Source organism: Duganella sp. GW822-FHT06D06 (assembly GCF_058799615.1).
In genome coordinates this window covers 114,370-135,271 of sequence record NZ_JBXALQ010000009.1, presented here as the reverse complement: position 1 = coordinate 135,271, position 20,902 = coordinate 114,370, and the positions used below count along the sequence as shown (strand labels likewise).

18 protein-coding genes are annotated in these 20,902 nt (G+C 65.4%); 7 read left to right on the top strand and 11 right to left on the bottom strand.

Annotation, left to right across the window (positions count from 1 at the left end):
* The first annotated feature begins 52 nt into the window (after positions 1–52).
* Positions 53–388, top strand: a complete 336-nt coding sequence (locus tag AC1RMD_RS18065; RefSeq protein WP_026335135.1) for a DUF3579 domain-containing protein — start codon at positions 53–55, stop codon at positions 386–388.
* A gap of 94 nt (positions 389–482) precedes the next feature.
* Positions 483–3,233 carry a M16 family metallopeptidase gene (locus AC1RMD_RS18060; RefSeq protein WP_492928066.1) on the top strand — a complete coding sequence of 917 codons (2,751 nt, stop codon included), beginning with the start codon at positions 483–485 and terminating at the stop codon, positions 3,231–3,233.
* A 76-nt stretch (positions 3,234–3,309) separates the two neighbouring features.
* Here AC1RMD_RS18060 and AC1RMD_RS18055 read toward each other — a convergent pair whose 3' ends face one another.
* Positions 3,310–3,660, bottom strand: coding sequence for an addiction module antidote protein (locus tag AC1RMD_RS18055; RefSeq protein WP_492928065.1), 351 nt, complete (start codon positions 3,658–3,660; stop codon positions 3,310–3,312).
* Between the two features lie 139 nt (positions 3,661–3,799).
* On the bottom strand, positions 3,800–4,399 hold the full coding sequence (locus AC1RMD_RS18050; RefSeq protein WP_492928064.1) for a hypothetical protein: 600 nt from the start codon (positions 4,397–4,399) through the stop codon (positions 3,800–3,802).
* A gap of 183 nt (positions 4,400–4,582) precedes the next feature.
* On the opposite strand from AC1RMD_RS18050, the gene AC1RMD_RS18045 reads away from it, so the two are divergent.
* Genes AC1RMD_RS18045 through AC1RMD_RS18035 form a run of 3 tightly spaced genes read left to right on the top strand, consistent with a single transcriptional unit; the run spans position 4,583 to position 6,268 of the window.
* On the top strand, positions 4,583–4,858 hold the full coding sequence (locus AC1RMD_RS18045) for an acylphosphatase (RefSeq protein WP_492928063.1): 276 nt from the start codon (positions 4,583–4,585) through the stop codon (positions 4,856–4,858).
* Between the two features lie 50 nt (positions 4,859–4,908).
* On the top strand, positions 4,909–5,379 hold the full coding sequence (locus AC1RMD_RS18040) for an Rrf2 family transcriptional regulator (protein ID WP_492928062.1): 471 nt from the start codon (positions 4,909–4,911) through the stop codon (positions 5,377–5,379).
* Complete coding sequence (locus AC1RMD_RS18035) at positions 5,348–6,268, top strand: NAD(P)/FAD-dependent oxidoreductase (protein ID WP_492928061.1); 921 nt, start codon at positions 5,348–5,350, stop codon at positions 6,266–6,268. Before AC1RMD_RS18040 ends, AC1RMD_RS18035 begins: the two co-directional genes overlap by 32 nt.
* An 11-nt stretch (positions 6,269–6,279) precedes the next feature.
* Here AC1RMD_RS18035 and AC1RMD_RS18030 read toward each other — a convergent pair whose 3' ends face one another.
* Positions 6,280–7,254: a cupin-like domain-containing protein gene (locus AC1RMD_RS18030; protein ID WP_492928060.1), complete on the bottom strand. Its 975-nt coding sequence runs from the start codon at positions 7,252–7,254 to the stop codon at positions 6,280–6,282.
* Positions 7,255–7,337: 83 nt separating this feature from the next.
* A complete protein-coding gene (locus AC1RMD_RS18025) occupies positions 7,338–10,079 on the bottom strand; it encodes a TonB-dependent receptor (protein WP_492928059.1) in 2,742 nt (913 codons plus the stop codon).
* A gap of 420 nt (positions 10,080–10,499) precedes the next feature.
* Here AC1RMD_RS18025 and AC1RMD_RS18020 point away from each other — a divergent pair, with 420 nt between their 5' ends.
* Together AC1RMD_RS18020 and AC1RMD_RS18015 are read left to right on the top strand one after the other, a co-directional pair.
* Positions 10,500–11,240, top strand: a complete 741-nt coding sequence (locus AC1RMD_RS18020) for a GntR family transcriptional regulator (protein WP_492928058.1) — start codon at positions 10,500–10,502, stop codon at positions 11,238–11,240.
* Positions 11,241–11,254: 14 nt separating this feature from the next.
* The gene (locus AC1RMD_RS18015) at positions 11,255–12,571 is read left to right on the top strand and encodes a glycoside hydrolase family 18 protein (protein WP_492928057.1); all 1,317 of its coding nucleotides are present in this window, start codon (positions 11,255–11,257) and stop codon (positions 12,569–12,571) included.
* A gap of 31 nt (positions 12,572–12,602) precedes the next feature.
* On the opposite strand, the gene AC1RMD_RS18010 is transcribed toward AC1RMD_RS18015, so the two are convergent.
* From AC1RMD_RS18010 to AC1RMD_RS17980, 7 genes are all read right to left on the bottom strand, one after another.
* Entirely contained in the window at positions 12,603–13,907 is a 1,305-nt protein-coding gene (locus AC1RMD_RS18010) for a hypothetical protein (protein ID WP_492928056.1), read from the bottom strand.
* Positions 13,908–14,016: 109 nt separating this feature from the next.
* Positions 14,017–15,132 (bottom strand): ABC transporter ATP-binding protein, encoded by a 1,116-nt coding sequence (locus AC1RMD_RS18005; RefSeq protein ID WP_492928055.1) that lies wholly within the window; start codon positions 15,130–15,132, stop codon positions 14,017–14,019.
* A 4-nt stretch (positions 15,133–15,136) separates the two neighbouring features.
* A complete protein-coding gene (locus AC1RMD_RS18000) occupies positions 15,137–16,438 on the bottom strand; it encodes an MFS transporter (protein ID WP_492928054.1) in 1,302 nt (433 codons plus the stop codon).
* A gap of 25 nt (positions 16,439–16,463) precedes the next feature.
* Entirely contained in the window at positions 16,464–17,957 is a 1,494-nt protein-coding gene (gene nagZ, locus AC1RMD_RS17995) for a beta-N-acetylhexosaminidase (protein ID WP_492928053.1), read from the bottom strand.
* Entirely contained in the window at positions 17,954–18,760 is an 807-nt protein-coding gene (locus AC1RMD_RS17990; protein ID WP_492928052.1) for a carbohydrate ABC transporter permease, read from the bottom strand. Before AC1RMD_RS17990 ends, nagZ begins: the two co-directional genes overlap by 4 nt.
* The gene (locus AC1RMD_RS17985; protein ID WP_492928051.1) at positions 18,757–19,617 is read right to left on the bottom strand and encodes a carbohydrate ABC transporter permease; all 861 of its coding nucleotides are present in this window, start codon (positions 19,615–19,617) and stop codon (positions 18,757–18,759) included. The genes AC1RMD_RS17990 and AC1RMD_RS17985 overlap by 4 nt, the downstream gene beginning before the upstream one ends.
* Position 19,618: 1 nt before the next feature.
* On the bottom strand, positions 19,619–20,893 hold the full coding sequence (locus AC1RMD_RS17980) for an ABC transporter substrate-binding protein (RefSeq protein ID WP_492928050.1): 1,275 nt from the start codon (positions 20,891–20,893) through the stop codon (positions 19,619–19,621).
* Positions 20,894–20,902: the final 9 nt, after the last annotated feature.

Genomic DNA, 20,902 nt, shown 5'->3' with positions numbered 1-20,902 from the left:
ATCTTCCACGCATTCTTGTTACCAACAAGTATCTACTCATAAGCAGCCGCCTATGGCAGAGTCAGCTCAAAAACCGTCAGAACAGCAGGATTCGTTCTTCATCCTCGGCCAGACCAGCAATGGCAGGCAGTTCCGCCCCAGCGACTGGGCCGAGCGCCTGTGCGGCGTGATGTCCTGCTTCAAGCCGGAAGGCTATGGCGGCGGCCGCGATTCCCATCTGCAGTTCTCGCCGTATGTCACACCGACCGTCCTCAATGGCGTCAAGTCGGTGGTGGTCAACGGCAAGCTGCGCCAGCTCGAACCGCTGGCCTATCACTTCGTCATCTCCTTCGCCAAGGACAACGACCTGCAAATGGTCGACGCCTGCATCCTGCCTGAAAAAGCCTGACCCTCTCCGTCTTTTAAAATTTGCTTAAGCGTCTACCCAGCAGGGCGGGGTAGGGCGTATGCTGCCTGTTCTTCAGTTTTTTTCGCGAGAGACCATGCACAACAGCCGTTTGAAGCACGCCGCCGCCGCCAGTTTGATGCTGTGCGGTTTGTCCTTTGTCGCCACCGGCAGCGCGTGGGCGCAGGCCTTGCCGGCCGGCGTGGTCAAGGGGCCATCGGTCGAGGGTATCAGCGAGTATCGCCTGCCGAACGGTTTGAAGGTGCTGCTGTTTCCCGACGCGTCCAAGCCGACGGTGACGGTCAACGTCACCTACCTGGTCGGCTCGCGGCACGAGAACTACGGCGAGACCGGCATGGCCCACCTGCTGGAGCACCTGATGTTCAAGGGCGCGCCGAAGAACCGCAGCATCCCGCAGGAATTCGCCAATCGCGGCATGGAGTTCAACGGCACCACTTCCTACGACCGCACCAACTACTACGAGGTGTTCCAGGCCAGCCAGGACAACCTGAAGTGGGCGCTGGACATGGAGGCCGACCGCATGGTGCACTCCTTCATCGCCCGCAAGGACCTCGATTCGGAAATGACGGTGGTGCGCAACGAGTACGAGAGCGGCGAGAACGATCCGTTCTCGGTGCTGCTCAAGCGCATGCAGAGCGTGGCGTACGACTGGCATTCGTACGGCCGTTCGACCATCGGCAATCGCAGCGACATCGAGAATGTGCGGATCGAGAATCTGCAGGCCTTCTATCGCACCTACTACCAGCCGGACAACGCGGTGCTGCTGGTGGCCGGCAAGTTCGAGCCGGCGCAGACGCTGGCCTGGATCAGCAAATCGTTCGGCGTGATCCCGAAACCCAGGCGCAGCCTGCCGCCGTTCTGGACGGTCGAGCCGACGCAGGACGGCGAGCGCAGCTTCGTGGTGCGGCGCAAGGGCGATATGCAGGTGATCGCGCTGGGCTACAAGATTCCGTCGGCCTTGCAGCAGGATAGCGATGCGCTGAGTTTCATGTCCGAGATTTTGGGCGATACGCCGAGCGGCCGTCTGCACAAGGCGCTGGTGGAGAGCGGCAAGGCGGCGCAGGTGTTCAGCTTCGGCCAGACCGGCTATGCGCCGGGCTTGCAGGTCATCGGCGCGGTGGTCAAGGCGGGCGAGCCGCTGGAGCCGGTGCGCGATGCGCTGATCGCGACGGTGGAGGGCTTCGCGGCGACGCCGCCGACGGCGGAAGAGATGGAACGCGCGCGGCGCAACTTCGCCAACGGTATCGAGAAGGCGCTCAACGATCCGCAGCGGGTGGGCGTGAGCTTGTCCGAGGAGATCGCGCTGGGCGACTGGCGCTTGCTGTTCGAGGGCCGCGACAAGCTGCCCACCATCACGCCGGAGCAGGTGGCGGCGGCGGCGGGGCGTTATCTGAAGCGCGACAACCGCGTGGTCGGCAGCTTCGTGCCGGAGGATGCGCCGCTGCGCGCCGAGATCCCGGCCGCGCCGCCGGTGGCGCAGGTGATGAAGGACTTCAAGGGCAAGGACAGCGTGCTGACGTCGGAGGTGTTCGATCCGAGCCAGGCCAATATCAACGCGCGCACCGAGGTCAAGACCATCGGCGGCTTGAAGGTCGCGCTGCTGAACAAGAAGAACCGGGGCGAGGCGGTGTCGGTGGACTTGCAGCTGCATTGGGGCGACGAGAAGAACCTGTTCAACACCGCCATCGTCTCGAACGCGGCGAGCGAGATGCTGATGCGCGGCACCAGCAAGTACAGCCGCGAGCAGCTGGCCGACGCCTTCGCCAAGCTGAAGTTCTCCGGCAGCCTGTATCGCTTCGATACCACGGGGCCGAACCTGGACGCGGCGCTGCGGCTGGTCGCGCATGTGCTGAAGGAGGCCAGCTTCCCGGCGGCGGAATTCGAGCAGTTGCGCCAGCAATGGCTGGTGGGGATCGAGGCCTCGCGCAATGAGCCGCAAGCGCTGGCACGCACGGAGGTGGATCTGTATTTCAACCACTATCCGAAGGGCGACGTGCGCGCGCCGATGACGGTCGACGAGCAGCTGGCGGCGGTGAAGGCGCTGAAGCTGGAAGACGTGATCGCCTTCCATCGCGATTACTACGGCGCCAATCATGGCGAGCTGGCGATCGTCGGCGATTTCGACAAGGCGGCGATCGGCAAGACCATCGCCGACAGTTTTGGCGGCTGGGACAGCAAGGTGGCTTATGCGGCCGTCACGTCGACCAACGAAGACAAGGCGCCGCTGCACAAGACCATCAATGCGCCGGACAAGGAGAACGGCTTCTACACCGCGCGCTTGAATCTTGATTTGAACGTCGACGATCCTGATTATCCGTTGCTGGACCTGGCCAACTACATCTTCGGCGAAGGCGGTTTGAAATCGCGCCTGATGGACCGCATCCGCCAGAAGGATGGCTTGTCCTACGGCGGCGGCTCGGGGCTGCAACCGGGCGAGATCGACCGCGCCGGCAGCTTCGGCATCGACGCCATCGCCGCGCCGCAAAACCTGAAGAAGCTGGAGGCGGCGATCCGGCAGGAGTTGGAACGCGCGGTGAAGGATGGCTTCACGGCGGCCGAACTGGCGGGCGCCAAATCGGGCCTGTTGCAGCAGCGGGTGCAGAACCGTTCCAAGGACAGCGTGCTGGCCGCAGGTTGGACGCGCAATCTGTACATGAACCGCACCTACAGCTGGAGCAAGGAATACGAGGACAAACTCAAGGCGGCCACGCTGGCGCAGGTCAACGCCGCCTTCCGCAAGGCCATCGATCCGGCCAGGCTGACGGTGGTGACTGCGGGCGATGAGGCCAAGGCGAAAGGCGCGGCATCGGCTGCGAGTGCAAAATAATCAGCTAGATGGGGTAGTTACGGCATCTCGCCAAATGGCACGTTGCCGGAACTGCCCCCAACTGCCCAACTGCCCACTAGGTCTCTTGGAGCGTCGTTGTGTCTTCCGCTGAAAGCGGTGCGGCGACAAGCCTGATACCCAAGGCAGTCAGTACCCGTGTAATGGTTTCAAGTCTCGGTTGGCTGTTGGGGCGTAGTGCTTTATATAAGCCTTCGCGGGACATTCCGGCGGCCTTAGCGATTTCCGTCATGCCACGGGCTCGAGCGATATTTCCGATTGCTACAGCCAGCAACCCAGCGTCGTTCGCATCCAGGATGTCGGTAAGGTAGGCGGCCACCGCTTCATCACTCGTCAAGTGCTCGGCTGCGTCGAAATCTTCCAGTCCCAGACTCCCAATATCATCGATTGATATGCCATGTTCACTCATGTTTCTCTCCGCCGGCCCTGGAGCGCTCGCGCATTTCCTTGACCATTTTTATTGCTCGTTTGATGTCAGTCTTTTGCGTGCGCTTTGTGCCGCCCGCGAGTAACAATATGAGTCGGCTGAGAGTCGCGGCCTGACGGTGTTAGTGGATATCATCTAGCTGGTCGTGCGTGCGGCGGTAGCGGGGCAGGCGGCGTTCCAGGGTGTTTTGCGATTGGTGGTTCGCGTGTTCGACCAGCGTGAGCGCCGTGCTCAGCGCGGCGCTCATGGCTTTGGCGGCGGCGGCCATCGCGTCGGCCGGCGACAAGGGCGGCTTGGCGGCAAGCTGGTTCTGGCGGGCGCGCAACAGCGCGGCTTTGGTCCAGTTTTTTTCACCCGGAAAGCGTATCCACAGTTCGAGCCAGGCGTTGCGGGCGTCGCCGCAAGTTTGTTGTACCATCTGATTCGGCGAGACCGCCTCGCCGCGGAAGATGAGGTCGTCTCCGGCCACTTCGGCGCCGTGCCAGTTGTCGCCGCTGTGCACGCGCAGGCGTGTGCCTTCGGGCAGGAACAGCTGCTTCCATTGGTAGCCGCGCAACGGGGCCGCGTCTTCGCGGCTCTTCGCTATCCAGAGTTTGATCGCGCTGGCGATGGCTTCGGACGGCGTCAGCGCGCTGCCGCTCTGGCGCAAAAAATCGCAGAGCTCGTCATAGGCGGCGGGAGGGACCTTGGGGGACGTTTTTTGAGACCTTGGGGTATTCATTGCTGATTCTCCTGTCTGGTTTGTGCGGGCGTCTTCTATTTCTCTCTGTTGGACCAGCGCCAAAAAAAAGAGTTCGGAAATGACGAAAATAGATCAAAGCAGAAGGCCAAATCAGCATCGTCCGGCGAAGGGGCGCGCGGAGACACCCCCACCCTGTATTCTGGCGGAAAATTGGGAGCGATCATGGTGCGATTGACGATAGCGGGACGGGTGCAGGGTGTCGGTTACCGCGCTTCGTTTGCCGAGCAGGCGCGGGCGCTGGGGCTGGCCGGCTGGGTGCGCAATCGGCGCGATGGCTCGGTGGAAGCCGCCGTGGAGGGCGAGCCGCACGCGATCGAGGCCATCACTGCCTGGGCCAGGCGCGGCCCGCCCGCCTCGCGGGTTTCCAGCGTCATTGCCGAAATTGTCCCATCGCTGGAATCGGCTGGCGGCGACTTCAAGATTCTGCCCACGCTGTAAAAAAGTGATGCAGCAAGCAGGCTTTCTGATTATGTACTATCATTAGTTACATGAGACGAGACAGCAAACTATCTTCCATCCTGCACGTGCTGCTGCACATGGCGCACGCCGGGCATCCCTTTACCTCCGACGAGCTGGCGGGCTTCCTCGGCACCAATCCGGTGCTGGTGCGGCGCGTGCTGGCCGGGCTGCGCGAACGCGGCTACGTCGGTTCCGGCAAGGGCCACGGCGGCGGCTGGAGCATCACCTGCGACCTGGGCAAGGTGACGTTGCGCGACATCTACGAGGCGGTCGGTTCGCCCACGGTGTTCGCCATGGGCAACCGCGACGAGCATCCGCAATGCCTGGTGGAGCGCGCCGTCAACGACGCGCTGGCCAGCGCCTTCGATGAAGCCGAGGCTTTGCTGATCGAACGTTTCAAGGACGTGACGCTGGCCGACCTGTCGGCCCGCTTTAACGACGGCTACGCCCATCACCAAGGAGCTTCCCATGCACATCCCCCATCCGACGACCGAGTTTGACGTCATCGTCATCGGCGGCAGCTACGCCGGTTTATCGGCCGCCATGCAACTGGCGCGCGCCCGCCGCCGTGTGCTGGTGATCGATGCCGGCCAGCGCCGCAACCGATACGCCCAGCATTCACATGGCTTTCTTGGCCAGGACGGGCGCGAAGCGGCGGCCATCGCCGCCGACGGCCGTGCGCAGTTGCTGAAGTACCCGACGGTGCGCTGGCTGGACGGCGCGGCGGCACAGGCGGCGCAGACGGAGCACGGTTTTCGCGTCACGCTGAACGACGGCAGCGTTTTCCAGGCGCTGCGGCTGGTGCTGGCCACCGGCGTGGTCGACGAGCTGCCGCCGGTGCCCGGCCTGGCCGAGCGCTGGGGCAGCCGCGCTTTCCACTGCCCGTACTGTCACGGCTATGAATTGATGGAGGGCGCAATCGGCGTACTGGCGACCGGCCCGCTGTCGATACACCACGCGCTGATGCTGCCCGATTGGGGGCAAGTGACGTTCTTCCTCAATGGCGCCTTCGAGCCGGACCAGGCGCAGCTGGCGTCGCTGAAACAGCGCGGTGTGACGGTGGAGCGCACGCCGGTGCTGGCCATCGGCGGCCACGCCGCCGTCGAGCTGGCGGACGGCCGCAAGCTGGAGATGGCGGGGTTGTTCGTGCTGACCCGCACCCACAGCGGCAGTCCGCTGGCCGAGCAGCTGGGTTGCGCGCTGGAGCAGGGAGCGACCGGCTCGCACGTGCGCACCGACGCGATGAAGGCGTCCAGCGTGGCCGGCGTGTTTGTGTGCGGCGACGCCGCGCGCATGTTCGGCAATGTGGCGCTGGCCGTGGCCGACGGCGTGATGGCCGGCTCCGCCGCGCACCAGTCGCTGATCTTCGGCGCGCTCGCCGCCGCCTGAGTTTCGCGGTATCAGCGTTCGGGCAACGGCGGGCGGGCGTTTTGCAGCACGCCCTGTTTGTGCTGCGCGATGTGCGCGGACGGGTCCTGCGCCGGATCGAACACGTAGTGCTGGAAGATCGCGCCCCAGGCGGCGCGCAGTGCCGGCGGCTGGTGCTTCATGCTTTGCAGCGTGGCCACCAGCGCTTCGAACGTGGTGCCGGCGTCCGGCGCCGGCTGCTCGTTCTTCCACCAGTAATTGACCATCATGTTCAGGATGCCGTTCGACTGCACGTGGTGCCACCACAGCGGCGGGATGAACAGCGCGTCGCCCGGCAGCAGCTCGGCCACCAGCGCCGCGTCCAGCGCCTGCCGGAAGCGCGGGTGCCGCGCGTAATCCGGAGCGCGGAAATCGACCATGCTGATCGGCGTCGGCGTCGGCGCGAAATCCAGCGGGCCGATATACAGATTGGCTACCTGCTCGGGCGGGAACAGCGTGAAGCGCCGCTCGCCGCTGACCACGCAGGCCAGGTTGTACGATTCGTCGAAGTGCGCCGGCGTGGTGATGGTGTTGCCCAGCCAGATGCGCGGCCGCACCGACGGCGGCAGCGCAGGCGCCACGTTGTGCTGCGCGAAGCGCGGCAGGCAGTCGTCGATCAGCGCGCTCTGGATCGCCACCGACGGCGGCGCCTCGAACTGCGAGTAGCGCGCCAGCTGCTCGATCACCTTCGATACCGGCACCTGGTTGCGGACGAAGTTGAAGCCCTCCATGTCCGGCTGGTAGAACAGCCGCCCGCGCTGGTCCGGCGGCGTCATGACGGCGTCGACCTGGTGGCCGCTGTCGAACCCCATCAGGTACTGGCACAGCGCCTCCGGCGCTTGCCGCGCCTGCTGCACGGCCGGCCAGTGGCGCACGAAGCCGCGCAGCACGGCGGGCCGGTAGCTGCCGACGATCTCGTCGTCAAAGCGCGCCGGGTCGAGGTCCTGGTATTCGATGATCTGGTTCATGAATCGTATGATGGCATAAAAAAACCCGCCAGGGCCGGGAGCGGCCGTGGCGGGAACAGACTACACAATGAAACGGTGACCGATCAGTACTTGATATGCACGCCGGCGTAGTACTGCGCGCCGTTGGCATAGAAGCGTGCCGGTTGATCCTTGTTGAAGATGTAGTTCTTCAGGATCGGGTTGTTCAGGTTCTGGCCGCTCAGCGTCAGCACGATGTTCTTGCTGATGTTGTAGTTGAACGAGGCCGACAGGGTGCCCGACGCGTCCTGGTACAGCGGGGTGCCGCGGTCCTGGGCCGCCAGGAAGGCCGAGCGCCATGCGTAGCTCAGACGGACGTTGAACTTGTCGTTTTCGAAGTACACGCCGGCGTTGGCCGTGGTCTTCGAAGCACCCAGCATGTCGCACGGATCGCCGGAGGTGGCGGTCTGCATCGCCGGGCAGGCGCCGAAGTCCAGGTGCGAGTCGGCGAAGGTGGCGTTGGCGTCGAAGCCGTAGCCCATGCCGACCGGTACCTGCGCCGCCAGTTCGATGCCCTTGACCTTGGCGCCGACGTTGATCGGCGAGGTGATGCTGTAGGTCGCGAACACCGGCTTGCGCTGTTCCTGCGAAGCGCGGCTGTCGATGAAGGTGCCGGTGCTGACGCCATAGCCGACGTAGTCGTGCAGGTCCATGTAGAACAGGCCGGCCGACAGCAGGGCGCGCGGCGCGAAGTACCATTGCAGGCTGGCGTCCAGGTTGTTCGACTTGACCGCCTTGAGCGCCGCGTTGCCGCCGTTGCCGGTGTGGGTCTCGTCGGTCAGCAGCACCGCGCCGCCCAGGGCGCCGTAGTCGGGACGGGTCATGGTGCGCGACAGGCCGACGCGCGCCACCAGGTCGGAGCGCAGGTCGAACTTCAGGTTCAGGCTAGGCAGCGGGATGGTGCTGTTGTTGTCGATCGCCGTCTTCTGCACGAAACCGCCCCATGGATAGGCCGGCAGCGTGCCGCCGACCGGCTGGTTCTGCAGGATCTGGTAGCCGTTCGAGGTGCCTTCGGTGCGCACGATGCGCAGGCCGACGTTGCCGCTCCACCCTTCGCCTTCCATTTCGCCCTGGACGTAGACCGCCTTGGTGTTTTCCTTCAGGTCGAACATGTCCTGGTAGTAGGTGCGCGAGACATCGCGGTTCGAGTGCAGGTCGCCCCAGGCGTTCAGGATCGCCGGGTCCAGGATCCAGACGTTTCTAGGGAAGTCGCCGCCCAGGTCCTTGCCGAAGTTGCCGGGATAGGTGGTGCCGTTCCAGGCCGGGTTGGTGCTGCTGCCGCCGACGTCGGTGTTGGACCAGTTGGGACCTTGCGCCACTTCGAAGTTGGCGCGGGTGTGGTGCGAGCCGCGCACGCCGAACTTGATCTCGCGGAACACGCCGCTGTCGAGCGCGAAGGCGGCGTCGATCTGGCCATAAGTCTCCTTGTCGTCGGTGGTGGCCGGCGAGACGCCGAACACCCAGTCCAGCGGGGTGCCGGTGAACTTGGAGACGTCGATGTTGGGGAACTTGACGGTGGCCGGGCTGCCCAGGCCGTTCAGCTGGTAGCTGGCGCCGGAGTTGTTGACGTCGCCCTCGAACACGCCCTGGCTCGGGGTCACGCCCTTGCCCTTGGTGGCGCCGGCCTTGGCGGTCAACACCAGCCGGTCGGTGGCGCGCCATTTGCCGTCCAGGTCGAAGAACTCGGTCTGGGCGTAGGCGCCTTCGCGGACGATGTCGTCGACGATGCCGTAGCGCAGCGGCTTGGCGGCCGTGCCCTTGTTGGCGAACGAGGCCGACACCAGGGTGCCGTTGCGGATCACGTAGCCCGGATCGGGCGCGACGCCCGCGCCCAGCATGCCGGAACCGTTCATGTCGGTCATGTAGTTGGTGTTGAAGTTGGACGCGTCCATCTTCGAACGGAAGTAGGTCGCTTCCAGGCTCAGGTCGCGGCTAGGCTTGAATTGCACGTCGATCAGGCCGCCCTTGCGCTTGCGCTCCTGCTGGAACAGCGAGGAGCCGATCAGGCGCGGGAACCAGACGTTGGCCAGGTCGGGATTGGTCTTGACGGCGGCGTTGGTCGGCGCGACCTGGGTCCACTGCAGCAGTTCCTGGCCGTCGCGGCGCAGGCTGCGCTTTTCCGAGAAGCCCTGCACCATCAGGCCGAGCGTGCCGGCGTCGTTTTTCCAGTTGAACAGCGCGCTCACTTGCGGATCGGTTTTTTCCGGCAAGGTGGCGTACACCGCCTGCACCGTCGCCTCCATCGAGATCGGCTGCTTGAAGTCCAGCGGATGACGGGTGCGGATGTCGATCGAGCCGCTCGAGCCGCCTTCGATCTGGTCGGCGGTCGGCGATTTGTGGACCACCACCTGGCCGACGATTTCCGACGGCAGCAGCGAGTACGAAGCGGAACGGCCGACGGCGCCGCCCACCTGGTCCAGCACGAACCAGTCGCCGGAGGCGACGGCGTGGCCGTTGATCAGGGTCTGGGTCAGCGACGGGGCGGTGCCGCGCATCGAGACGCGGTCGTTTTCGTCGAAGCCGCCCGAACCGGCGCCCGAGGTGGAGATGTTCACGCCAGGGACGCGTTGCAGCGAGTCGGCGACGTTCTTGTCGGGCATCTTGCCGACGTCTTCGGCGGTGATCACGTCGACGTTGCTCGACGCGTTGCGCTTGACCGACAGCGATTGCTGCAGCGAGCCGCGGATGCCGCTGACGACGACCACTTCAGGCTCTTTTTCCGTTGCGGCCTGTTGCGCCTGGGCCGTCATCGAGACGCTCAGCGCCAGGATGGCGGCTGCGGTCGCGATAGGCGTCAGTTTGGACATTTTCGTGTTATTTGAATTGTGGTACATATTCCCTCCCGTTGATGAAGGCTCCGCCGAGCCCACTGATTGTTGATGCCGTTCTTGTTACTTCTTACAAACCACTTACAAAACCAATCCAACGCCAATATACCCGTCTTTTAATACCAGATCACTACCACTTTGAAATTCTTTTTCGTAATGTTGTATGCAGCATACAGAGTGTGTCTTCGGCAACTATGTAATACCGCTGTGGCGCTGGTATGGACCGCTGTTGTGACGATATGCAACAGCCTGAAAGCCAGCATCCATGCGGGTTTGGCGGGTATTGTGAAAAATATTTGCGGATCCGGAAGGTGTCGGCGGCTGCGCGCTGGTCTTTTTTTGGTATTATCAATTGACAACTACAAACAGGATGCCTGCAACGTTATGGACAGCGATGCTATGACCCCACTGGTACACATCCGGGCGCACCTCAATGAGACCAGTAACCTGCCGCTGTACCAGCGCCTGCAGCGGGCTTTGCGCTCGGCCATCGAGCAGCATCTGCTCAAGCCGGAGGACGCCCTGCCGGCCGAGCGCCAACTGGCGGCGGACCTGGCGGTGTCGCGCATCACGGTGCGCAAGGCGATCGACGGCCTGGTCGGCGAGGGCGTGCTGGTGCGCCGTCCCGGCTCCGGCAATTTCATCAACACCCGCATCGAGAAAAACTTCGCCAAGCTGACTTCCTTTTCCGAGGACATGCGGGCGCGCGGGCGCACGCCGCGCAGCGTCTGGCTCAAGCGCTCGGAGGGCACGGTCACGCCGGACGAGGCGATGCGGCTGCGGCTCAGTCCCGGCGCGGCGGTCTACCGCTTCCACCGCATGCGCTACGCCGACGACGTGCCGATGTGCCTGGAGTACGCGACCATCGTGGCGTCCTGTCTGCCGTCGCTGGAGGCGGTCGACGTGTCGATGTACGACGCGCTGGAAAAGGCCGGCAACCGGCCGGTGCGCGCCCTGCAGCGGCTGTCGGCGCTGCTGCTCAACGCGGAGCAGGCCACGCTGCTGCAGGCCAAGGAGGGCGACGCCGGCCTCTCGGTCGAGCGGCTCGGCTTCTTGCGCGATGGCCGTGCGGTGGAATTCTGCCGCTCCTACTTCCGTGGCGATATGTATGACTTCGTGGCGGAATTGAACGCCGGCTAACCTTGCAAGGATCTATGCACACGCACCACCTGAAACGCTGGACCATGGCGGCGGCGCTGGCCGCCGCGCTGCCTGTCACCGTCGCCGCCGCCGCCGCCACCGCCGCCGCGCCGGAAATCGTCGGCTACTATCCCGGCTGGAAGTCGGACGCCTTCCCGGTCACGGCCGCCAACGTCGGCGCAGGCAAGCTGACGATGGCCTTGTACGCCTTCCTCGATGTCTGCTGGAACGGCCGGCATGGCAACCCCGAACCCTCGGTCAACTACGTGGCCGCCTGCCAGGACGCGGCCGGCGACGCCGCCTCGGCCAACGGCGCGCTGGTGTTCCGCGACGCCGCCAGGGACGGCGCCAACCTGCGCGCGCTGGTGGCGTTGAAACAGCGGCATCCGCACTTCAAGGTGGTGGTGTCGGTCGGCGGCTGGGACTGGTCGAACCAGTTTTCCAACGTGGCCGACAGCGTCGAGGCGCGCGCCAGCTTCGTCGCCTCGTCGGTGAAGCTGATGCGGCGCTTCGGCCTGGATGGCGTCGACATCGACTGGGAATATCCGACCGAGGCCGGCGTGCCTTGCGTGGCGGGGGCGGTGTGCGCGCGGCCGGCCGACAAGCAGAACTTCATCCTGCTGGCGCGCGAGCTGCGTGCGGCCTTCGACGCCGCCGGCCGGCAGGATCGCAGGCACTACAGCATCACCATCGCGGCCGGCGGCAACGCCAACTACGTCAACGACGGCGCGGCCGGCGGCGGCTGGATCGGGCAGCTGTCGCAGAGCCTGGACTGGATCAACATCATGGCCTACGACTTCCACATGCCGTGGGAGAAAAGCAGCGGCCACCATGCGGCGCTGGCGGCCGACGCCGGCGATCCGGTGGCGGCCGGCGCCTTCCACGCGGCGGGTGCGGTGCAGCGCTACCTGCGGGCGGGCGTGGCGGCGGACAAGCTGGTGCTGGGGGTGCCGTTCTACGGCTACGGCTGGAAAGGTTGCGCGCCCGGCGCCAACGGCGACGGCCAGTACCAGCCGTGCGACGGCGGCGCCACGGGCGGAGTGGACGGCGGCAACTCGTATGGATACGGCCATCTGCTCAAGCAGGGCTACCTGACGGCGGGCTATCAGGGCGGCAAGGGTTACCGGCGCTACTGGAATGAGGCGGCCAAGGCGCCGTACCTGTACCACGCGGCGGACAAGGTCTGGATCAGCTACGAAGATCCGGCCTCGCTCAAGGAGAAAGCCCGCTACATCAAGGCGCAGGGCCTGCGCGGGGCGATGTTCTGGGAGTTGAGCAACGACGCCCAGCATCAGCTGCTCGATGCCCTGGCGGGCGCGCTGCGGCGATAAAAAAACCGGCGCGAGGCCGGTTTCCGTGGGATTACTTGGCTTCCGCCGGTGCTGCTTTTGGCGGGTTCTGGTACATGATCCAGTAGCGCGCCAGGTCGCCGCGGCCGTCGTTGCCGCTGATGGTTTCCAGCAGCTTGATCGACTCGTCCTTCTTGCCGGCGATCGCCAGCGCGTAGGCCAGGCGCAGCTTGGCGTCCTCGGGATTCTTGGCCACGCCCTTGGCGATGCCTTGCTTCATCAGCTCGATGCCCTTGTCGGCCTGGCCCAGGGTCACGTAGTTGTAGCCCAGGTTGACCATGCCGACGCCGTCCTTCGACTTCTGCGCCGATTCGATGCCCTTGTCGATGTTTTTCGCATCGTCGGCGGCGCCCTTGTTGGCGCCGTCGCGGATTTTCTGCAGCGCGGCCTTGTTCTTGTCGGCCGGGATCGCGCCCGGGTAGCCCTTGTCCATGGCGATCTTGGCTTCGGTGAAGAAGCCGCCCAGCACCGCCAGTTCGGCGATCTCGGCGTAGTCCTCAGGCTCCATCTTCGACGGCGCGGCCAGCGCTTTCAGGCGGGCGATGTCCAGGTCCAGGCGCGGCGCGTAGGCCTTCTTGCCGCGGGTGCGGTTGAGCAGGTCGAACCAGTAGTCTTCGCTCGGGTAGTAGCGGGTCAGCTCTTCCACCGCCTGCAGATACAGCTCGGTGTCCTTGGTCTTGATGCCGACGTTGCCCAGCAGGTTGAGCTCGTCCTTCGGCGGCGTGGCGCCGGTTTTCTTGGCGGCGGCGACGTCCTTCAGCGCTTCCGCCTTGGCGGTGGCGAAATCGTCCTTGAAGAAGTAGGAACGCACGATGAACTGGCGCTGCTTGAGCGTGTCGCCCGACTCGACGCCGTAGCGGGTGAACCAGGCGATGGCCTGGTCGTAGTCCTTGATGTTGCTGTAATAGATGCCGCCGACGGCGTCGATGAAGCGCAGCTTGTCCTCAGGCTTGAGGCGGCCGGAATCGATCATCTCGGCCAGCGCCTTGACGGTGGCTGGATGGTCGCCGGAGGCCTGGCCCAGTTGCACCCGCATCTGGTTCAGCACGAAGGCTTCGTACGGCGTCACGTTCGGCATCGCGGCCGCGGTGTCGATGCGGGTCTTGAATTCGGTGTAGTTCTTGTTCGCCAGCAGATCTTTGGTCTGGGCCGGGTCGATCAGTTTGTAGATCTCGGGACGCACGGCATCCTTCGGCGCCTCGGCCGGCTTGGCGGCTTCGGCGGCGTAGGCCGGGGACATGCCCAGCATGGCCGGTGCGGCGTTCAGGCCAATGGCGGCCAGGATCAGGCTAATACGGGCGAGACGAATGTGGGACATGAATTATCCTTCTTTCTATCAAACAAATTAGAGGGCCGGCGGGTGGGCCATGCCATCGCGACAGTACAAACCCGCGTATTGTTACATAAAACCGCTTCGAATTACGAATTCAAGCGTGTGCCGGCCCGCGCGCCAGCGCCCGGCCGTCGGCGTCGAACAGCAGGCAACGCGCCGGCGGCAGGTGGATGCGGGTGAGGTAGCCGGCGTGCAGCGGCGGCGCTTCGGCCGCCCGCTTGACGGCGATCATTTCGCCGGCGCCGGCCAGTGTGGTGTAGACGATCGACAGGTCGCCCAGGTATTCCACATGGCCGATGCCGACGTCGATGGTGTTGGCGCCGCCCCCGGCGGCGGCGCCGGCGATGGACAGGTGCTCGGCGCGCACGCCCAGCGTGACGCGCTCGCCGCGCCGCGGTCCGGGGGCTGCCGCCACCTCGATGATGGCGCCGCCGGGCAGCAGCACGCTGGCGTGGTCGGCGGAGACGGCGACGATTTCGCCGGCGATGAAGTTCATCTTGGGCGTGCCGAGGAAGCCGGCCACGAACAGGTTGGCCGGATGGTTGTACAGCTGATGCGGCGTGCCGACCTGCTCGATGCGGCCGGCGTTGAACACCGCGATGCGCTGGCCCAGCGTCATCGCCTCGACCTGGTCGTGGGTGACGTAGATCATGGTGGTCTTGAGCTCCTGGTGCAGGCGGCTGATCTCGACCCGCATCTGCACCCGCAGGCTGGCGTCCAGGTTGGACAGCGGCTCGTCGAACAGGAACACCTCCGGCGTGCGCACGATGGCGCGGCCGATGGCGACGCGCTGGCGCTGGCCGCCGGACAGCTCCCTGGGCCGGCGCTTGAGCAGCGGGACGATCTGCAGGATGGCGGCGGCGCGCTCCACCGCCGCCGCCACTTCGGCCGGCTTGCGGCCGGCCAGCTTGAGCGCGAAGGCCATGTTCTCGTACACCGTCATGTGCGGGTACAGCGCATAGGACTGGAACACCATGGCCAGCTTGCGCTGGGCCGGGGCGATGTGGTTGGCCAGCACGCCGCCGATGTGCAGCGTGCCGCCGCTGATGTCTTCCAGGCCGGCGATCATGCGCAGCAGGGTCGACTTGCCGCAACCGGAGGGACCGACGAAGACCATGAATTCGCCGTCGGCGATATCCAGGTCGACGCCGTGCACCACCGGGGTCTGGTCGTAGCGCTTGACGATCTGTTTGAGGCTGACGCTGGCCATCCGTTTAACCCGCGCGCACGGCTTGCGGCGCCGGCTCTTGCTCGGCCTGCGGGCGCGCGGTCATCGGGATCAGCTGCGACAGGATCGCCACCGGGATCGCGCACAGCATCACCCAGATGAAGAAATGCTGGTAGCCCAGCGACAGCTGGATGTCGCCGCTGAACAGTTTGAACAGCACGAAGCCGAGCTGCATGATGCCGGTCGAGAAGGCGTAGTGCGCGGTCTGGTATTTGCCCGGCGCGACCACCTGCATCATGTACAGGATCAGGCCGACGAAGCCGAAGCCGTAGCCGAACATCTCGACGCTGAGCGCGACGCCGATCACCGACAGCTCGGTGGGCTGGAACACCGACAGCAGGTAGAACGCGAGGTTGGGCAGGTTGACCGCGAGGATCAGCCACAGGATGGCGCGCTTGAGGCTGAGCCAGGAGGTGAAGTAGCCGCCGGCGATGCTGCCGACCACGAAGGCCACGGTGCCGACCGTGCCGTACACGGCGCCCACTTCGGCGGTGCTCAGTCCGAGGCCGCCGAGGTTGCGCGCCTCGCGCAGGAACAAGGGGCCGATCGACTGCACCTGCGCCTCGCCGGCGCGGAACAGGATGATGAACAGGATCGAGATCCAGATGCCGGGCTTCCTGAAGAATTCGACGATCACTTCCCACAAGGTGCGGGCGATGGCGCCGGCGTTGGTGTCGGCCGTGACTTCGTTCCTGGCGGTCGGCAGCGCCCAGCTGTTGTACAGGCCCAGCGCCACCATGATGACGGCCAGGATGCAGAAGCTGATGGTCCATGCCGGCACCACGCCCAGCGTCTTCTCGAAGTGGCCGGCCAGCAGCAGCAGGCCGCCGGTGGTGAAGAACTTGCCGGCGTTGAAGAAGGTGCCGGTCCAGCCGGCGTACTTGGCCTGGCCTTTTTCATCGAGGCTGGAGATGTACAGGCCGTCGCAGGAGATGTCGTGCGTGGCCGAGGCGATACCGACTAGCGCCAGCATGGCCATGCAGGCGGCGAACCAGAACGGCGCGTGCAGCGCCAGCGCCACGCCGCCCAGGCACAGGCCGCCGAAGATCTGGAAGCCGACCACCACCAGCTTCTTGCTGCTGGCCAGTTCCAGGAAGGGACTCCACAGCGGCTTGAACACCCAGGCGAAGCCGATCAAGCCGGTCCAGTGATTGAGCTCGTCGTTGGGCACGCCCATGCTCTTCAACATCTGGTTGGCGACGATCGCCACCGCGAAGAACGGCAGGCCCTGCGCCAGGTACAGGCTGGGTACCCAGAACTTCGGGTTGCGTATTTTTTTGTTGTCCATATTGCCTCCTCCCCTGATTGATTGGTTATGCGAAGCCGGGCACCGGTGCGTTGCCGGTGGCTTCCAGCTCGCCGCGCAGCCAGCCGTTGACCGCGTCCAGCGCCGGCTGGGCGAAGCCGTAGGTCATCAGCGACGGCGACTGGATGTCCAGCGCCTGGTACGGATTCCACAAGGCCAGGTGCAGGTCCGGCTTCCAGGTGGCGCGCGCGTGCTCGCCGTAGCGCAGGCGCGAGGTCGAGGCCAGGATCGTGTAGCGGCCGTCCTGCGGCAGCGCGCTCCAGTCGAAGGTGTCGGCGTCGGCGAAGGTGGTCAGCTCGACGTCGTACAACCGGCGCAGCGAGGCGGCCACGCCTTCGGCCGGCACGCCGGCTTCGGACACGCCGTCGCTGACCACGTCCTGGCGCACCACCAGCCGCACCCGCGCGCCCTCGGGCGGACGGGTGGGGGCGCGGTAGGCGGTCAGGCTGCGGCGCCAGCCTTCGGCCATCAGCTCGCGGTCGGCCGCGTCCTCCTTGTAGGAGCGCGGCTTGCATGGATAGGCCAGCGCCAGCGATGCCAGGCGGTCCAGGCGTAGCTTGATCTCGTCCATCGCCAGTTCGCCCGAGGCGATGGCGGCGGCGATGGCGTCCAGCGTTTCGTTCTGGGTTTCGGTGGTGCCCAGCGCCATCACCATGTCGGCGCCGGCGGCCAGCGCGCGCACGGCGGCGTTGCCCACGCCGTAGCGGCCGGCGATGGCGTGCATGTCCATGCCGTCGGTGATCAGCACGCCCTTGTACTGCCACTCGTCGCGCAGCAGGTCGTGCAGGATGCGGCGCGACAGCGAGGCCGGGTTGTCGGGGTCCAGCGTCGGATAGACGATGTGGGCCGTCATCATGGCGGGCGCCTGGCCGGAGGCCATGCGGAACGGCGCGAACTCGAACTGCGCCAGTTCTTCCAGCGGTTTGTTCACGGTCGGCAGGGCGCGGTGCGAATCGACGTTGGTGTCGCCGTGGCCGGGGAAGTGCTTGACGCAGCAGGCCACGCCTTCCGCGTGGCTGCCGGCCATCCACGCCATCGCCAGTTCGGTGGCGCGTTTCGGCTCGGCGCCGAAGGAGCGCTCGGCGATCACCGGATTGTGCGGGTTGTTGTTCAGGTCCAGCACCGGCGCGAAGTTCCAGTTGAAGCCCAGCGCCTTGACCGCGCGCGCCACGGCGGCGCCGGTGCGTTGCGACAGGTCGGTGTCGTCGGCCGCGCCCAGGCCCATCGCGGCCGGCGGCGCCGGCACCCAGGTCGAGCGCACCACGGCGCCGCCTTCCTGGTCGATGCCGATCAGCGACTCGGGGCCCATGACGGCGCGCAGGTCGGCGGTCAGCTTGGCCAGCTGTTCGGAGTCGGTCATGTTGCCGCGGAACAGGCAGACGGCGCGGATGCCGTTGGCCCGGATGAATTCCGCGGTGGCGGCGTCGAGCGCGGTGCCGGGAAAGCGGATCATGATCAGCTGGCCGGCGAGTTTTCTCAGGTCGTTTTGGGTTTGGGTCATTTCACAGCTCCGTCCATGCCACGCATGAAGAATCGTTGAGTAAAGAGGAAGGCTGCCAGCGTGGGCAGGATGGTCAAGATGGTGCCGGCGGCGATCACGCGCGTGCTGCTGCCGAAGGTGCCGCGCAAGTACAGCACGCCGACCGACAGCGGGAATTCGTCCGGCTTGCTCATCACGATGGAGGGCCAGATGTATTCGTTCCATGCCTCGACCGCCGTCAGGATGCCGACCGTGGCCAGCCACGGCGCGATCAGCGGCAGCATGATTTTACTGAAGATGGTCCATTCGGAGGCGCCGTCGACGCGGGCGGCGTCGATCAAATCCTGCGGCACTTCCTCGAAGGCTTGCTTGAGCAGCAGGATGGCGACCGCCGTGACGACGTTGGGCAGGATCACGCCGGTGTAGGTGTCGACCAGGCTCAGTTTCGTCACGGTGATGAAGTTGACCAGGAAGTTCACCTCCGACGGCAGCACCAGCGTGGCGAGGATCAGGCCGAACACCAGCTTGCGGCCCTTGAAGCGCATGCGCGCCAGCGGGTAGGCGGCGGCGGAGCACAGCGCCAGCTTCCAGAACACGGTGCAGGCGGCGATCAGGACCGAGTTGCGGAAGAAGGACCAGATCGGAATCGCCTTGAACACTTCGATGAAGTTCTCGAACGACGGCTGGTTCGGCCAGAAGGTCGGCGGGAAGGCGAAGATGTTGCCCTCGGTGGAGATGGCGGTCACCAGCGTCCACCAGAACGGGAACACGCAGACCACCGCGATCGCGCAGAGTAGCAGGTAATGAGCGAGCGTTTTCATCATCGGTGTTTGGGCTTGATGTAGCGCAGGCAGAGCAGGGCGATGCCGATGCAGAAGATGGACATGACGAAGCTGGCGGCCAGCGCGCGCGGCAGCTTCAGGTGCTTGAGGCCCTGGTCGTAGGCGTAGTACAAGCCGGTGAAGGTGGAGTTCATCGGGCCGCCCTGGGTCAGCACGTCCACTTCCTGGTAGGCCTTCAACGCGGCCAGCACCGACAGGATGGTGCAGACCATGATGGTGGGGCGCAGCATCGGCACGGTGATCCGCCAGAAACGCTGCCAGCGGTTGGCGCCGTCGAGGATGGCGGCTTCCTGCATGTCGGCGGGGACGGCTTGCAGCGCGGCGAGGTACATCACCATGTACCAGCCCAGGCCGCGCCACAAGGTGACGAACATGATGGCGAACAGCGCCAGGCTGTCGTTGGACAGCCAGCCGACCGGCGCGCCGACCAGCCGCAGCGTCATCAGCACGTAATTGAGCGCGCCCTGTTCGTGGAACATGAAGCCCCACATGATGCCGACCACCGACACCGTGGTCACCACCGGCACGTAGAAGGCGGCGCGGAAGTAGCGGATGCCGGGCAGCTGGTTGTTGACCAGTACCGCGAGCGTGAGCGCGCCGATCTGCACGAAGGGCACCATCAGCAGGAAGACCAGCGAGTTTTTCAGGCCGGTGACGAACATCTCGTTGTCGAAGATGTAGCGGAAGTTGTCCAGGCCGACCCAGTGGGTGTCGCGTATCAGGCTGTAGTCGGTGAAGGCCAGCAGGGAGCCGAAGGCCACCGGCCAGAACGAGAACACGGCCAGCAGCGCCAGCGCGGGGGCGAGGAACAGCCAGGCGGTCAGGGTTGTGCGGCTCATCTCAACGGCTCCGCTGCGCAGTGAGTTTTTTGTTCCAGATCGCCACCGCCTGGTCCAGCGCCTGCTTCACGTCCTGCTTGCCGGTGACGCCGGCTTCGACGGCCTTGACCAGGTAGCGGCGCAGTTCATCGTAGTCGGTGATGCCGGCCACGTACAGCGTGTGCGAATGCGGCATCGACACGGCGCCCGCCGATACGGCCTTTTCGGCCGCGCCGGCGCCCGGCGGCACGGTCATGAAGAAGGGATCGTTGGCCGCCTGCGCCATCGCCGGATAGACGCTGGCCTGCTTGGCGAAGGCCAGCTGGTTGGCGTCGTTGGTCAGGTAGCGGGCGAACTTGCCGACCGCCGGCAGCAGCCTGGCGTCGACGTTTTTCGGCACGGCGAAATGGATCAGCCAACCGCCGTCGGCGATGCCGGTGGGGCCCAGCGGCGCGGGGGCGACGTCGGTGATGGCGTAGATGTCCCTGGCGTCGCTCTGGATGCGTTTGACGGCCGTCGGCGGCGCCAGCAGCATGCCGAGGCGGCCGCCCTTGTAGGCGTCGATCGCGGCGGGGAAGTTATCCTCGGCGAACAGCGCGTCCTTCAGCAGGCCGCCGGCCTGGTAGGTCTCGGCCAGCTTCTTGATCAGCGCGACGTGGGCGGGCGAGTTGAACACCGCCTTGCCGTCCTGGATCACGGCCAGGCCTTGCTGCATCATCAGGCCGTCGATCTTGGACAGCGCCGGGCACAGGCCGGCCTTGCCGGTGCGGGCGGCGATCTGGCGCGCGAACAGCAGCTGCTCGTCGAGATCGCGCGGCGCGCGTGCGATGCCGGCGGCCTTGAAAATCCGGGTGTTGTAGGCGATGACGGCGACGTTGCTGTACATCGGGAAGCCGTAGATGTGGCGACTGAGCTTGCCGCCGAAGGTCAGGTCTTCCAGTGTGCTGGGCAGGTAGCGCTGGCGGGCGTCGCCGAGCAGGGCGTCGACCGGCGTCAGCAAGCCGTCGCGGGCGAATTCGTCGGCCCAGGGCACGTTCAGGTTGACCAGTGCGGGCGGGGTGCCGGCGACGATGCGCGTCACCAGCTTGGTCTGGATCACGTCCCACGGGAAGTCGACCCATTCCACTTTCACTCCCGGATTGCCGGCTTCGTAGTTCTTCACCAGCGTCTCGAAATAGGGAGTGAACTTGGGCTTCATGCTGAAGGTCCAGAATTCGATTTTGTCGGGCGCCGCCAGGGCGGCGCCGCTCAGCAAGGCCTGCACCATCAATGCCGTCAGCAATATGCGTTTCTTCATTGATGGTGC

Excerpts from the sequence above, each read along its gene's own strand:
- AC1RMD_RS18065 (WP_026335135.1), top strand. The coding sequence starts at position 53 with ATGGCAGAGTCAGCTCAAAAACCGTCAGAACAGCAGGATTCGTTCTTC.
- AC1RMD_RS18060 (WP_492928066.1), top strand. The coding sequence starts at position 483 with ATGCACAACAGCCGTTTGAAGCACGCCGCCGCCGCCAGTTTGATGCTG.
- AC1RMD_RS18055 (WP_492928065.1), bottom strand. The coding sequence starts at position 3,660 with ATGAGTGAACATGGCATATCAATCGATGATATTGGGAGTCTGGGACTG.
- AC1RMD_RS18050 (WP_492928064.1), bottom strand. The coding sequence starts at position 4,399 with ATGAATACCCCAAGGTCTCAAAAAACGTCCCCCAAGGTCCCTCCCGCC.
- AC1RMD_RS18045 (WP_492928063.1), top strand. The coding sequence starts at position 4,583 with ATGGTGCGATTGACGATAGCGGGACGGGTGCAGGGTGTCGGTTACCGC.
- AC1RMD_RS18040 (WP_492928062.1), top strand. The coding sequence starts at position 4,909 with ATGAGACGAGACAGCAAACTATCTTCCATCCTGCACGTGCTGCTGCAC.
- AC1RMD_RS18035 (WP_492928061.1), top strand. The coding sequence starts at position 5,348 with ATGCACATCCCCCATCCGACGACCGAGTTTGACGTCATCGTCATCGGC.
- AC1RMD_RS18030 (WP_492928060.1), bottom strand. The coding sequence starts at position 7,254 with ATGAACCAGATCATCGAATACCAGGACCTCGACCCGGCGCGCTTTGAC.
- AC1RMD_RS18025 (WP_492928059.1), bottom strand. The coding sequence starts at position 10,079 with ATGTCCAAACTGACGCCTATCGCGACCGCAGCCGCCATCCTGGCGCTG.
- AC1RMD_RS18020 (WP_492928058.1), top strand. The coding sequence starts at position 10,500 with ATGACCCCACTGGTACACATCCGGGCGCACCTCAATGAGACCAGTAAC.
- AC1RMD_RS18015 (WP_492928057.1), top strand. The coding sequence starts at position 11,255 with ATGCACACGCACCACCTGAAACGCTGGACCATGGCGGCGGCGCTGGCC.
- AC1RMD_RS18010 (WP_492928056.1), bottom strand. The coding sequence starts at position 13,907 with ATGTCCCACATTCGTCTCGCCCGTATTAGCCTGATCCTGGCCGCCATT.
- AC1RMD_RS18005 (WP_492928055.1), bottom strand. The coding sequence starts at position 15,132 with ATGGCCAGCGTCAGCCTCAAACAGATCGTCAAGCGCTACGACCAGACC.
- AC1RMD_RS18000 (WP_492928054.1), bottom strand. The coding sequence starts at position 16,438 with ATGGACAACAAAAAAATACGCAACCCGAAGTTCTGGGTACCCAGCCTG.
- nagZ (WP_492928053.1), bottom strand. The coding sequence starts at position 17,957 with ATGACCCAAACCCAAAACGACCTGAGAAAACTCGCCGGCCAGCTGATC.
- AC1RMD_RS17990 (WP_492928052.1), bottom strand. The coding sequence starts at position 18,760 with ATGATGAAAACGCTCGCTCATTACCTGCTACTCTGCGCGATCGCGGTG.
- AC1RMD_RS17985 (WP_492928051.1), bottom strand. The coding sequence starts at position 19,617 with ATGAGCCGCACAACCCTGACCGCCTGGCTGTTCCTCGCCCCCGCGCTG.
- AC1RMD_RS17980 (WP_492928050.1), bottom strand. The coding sequence starts at position 20,893 with ATGAAGAAACGCATATTGCTGACGGCATTGATGGTGCAGGCCTTGCTG.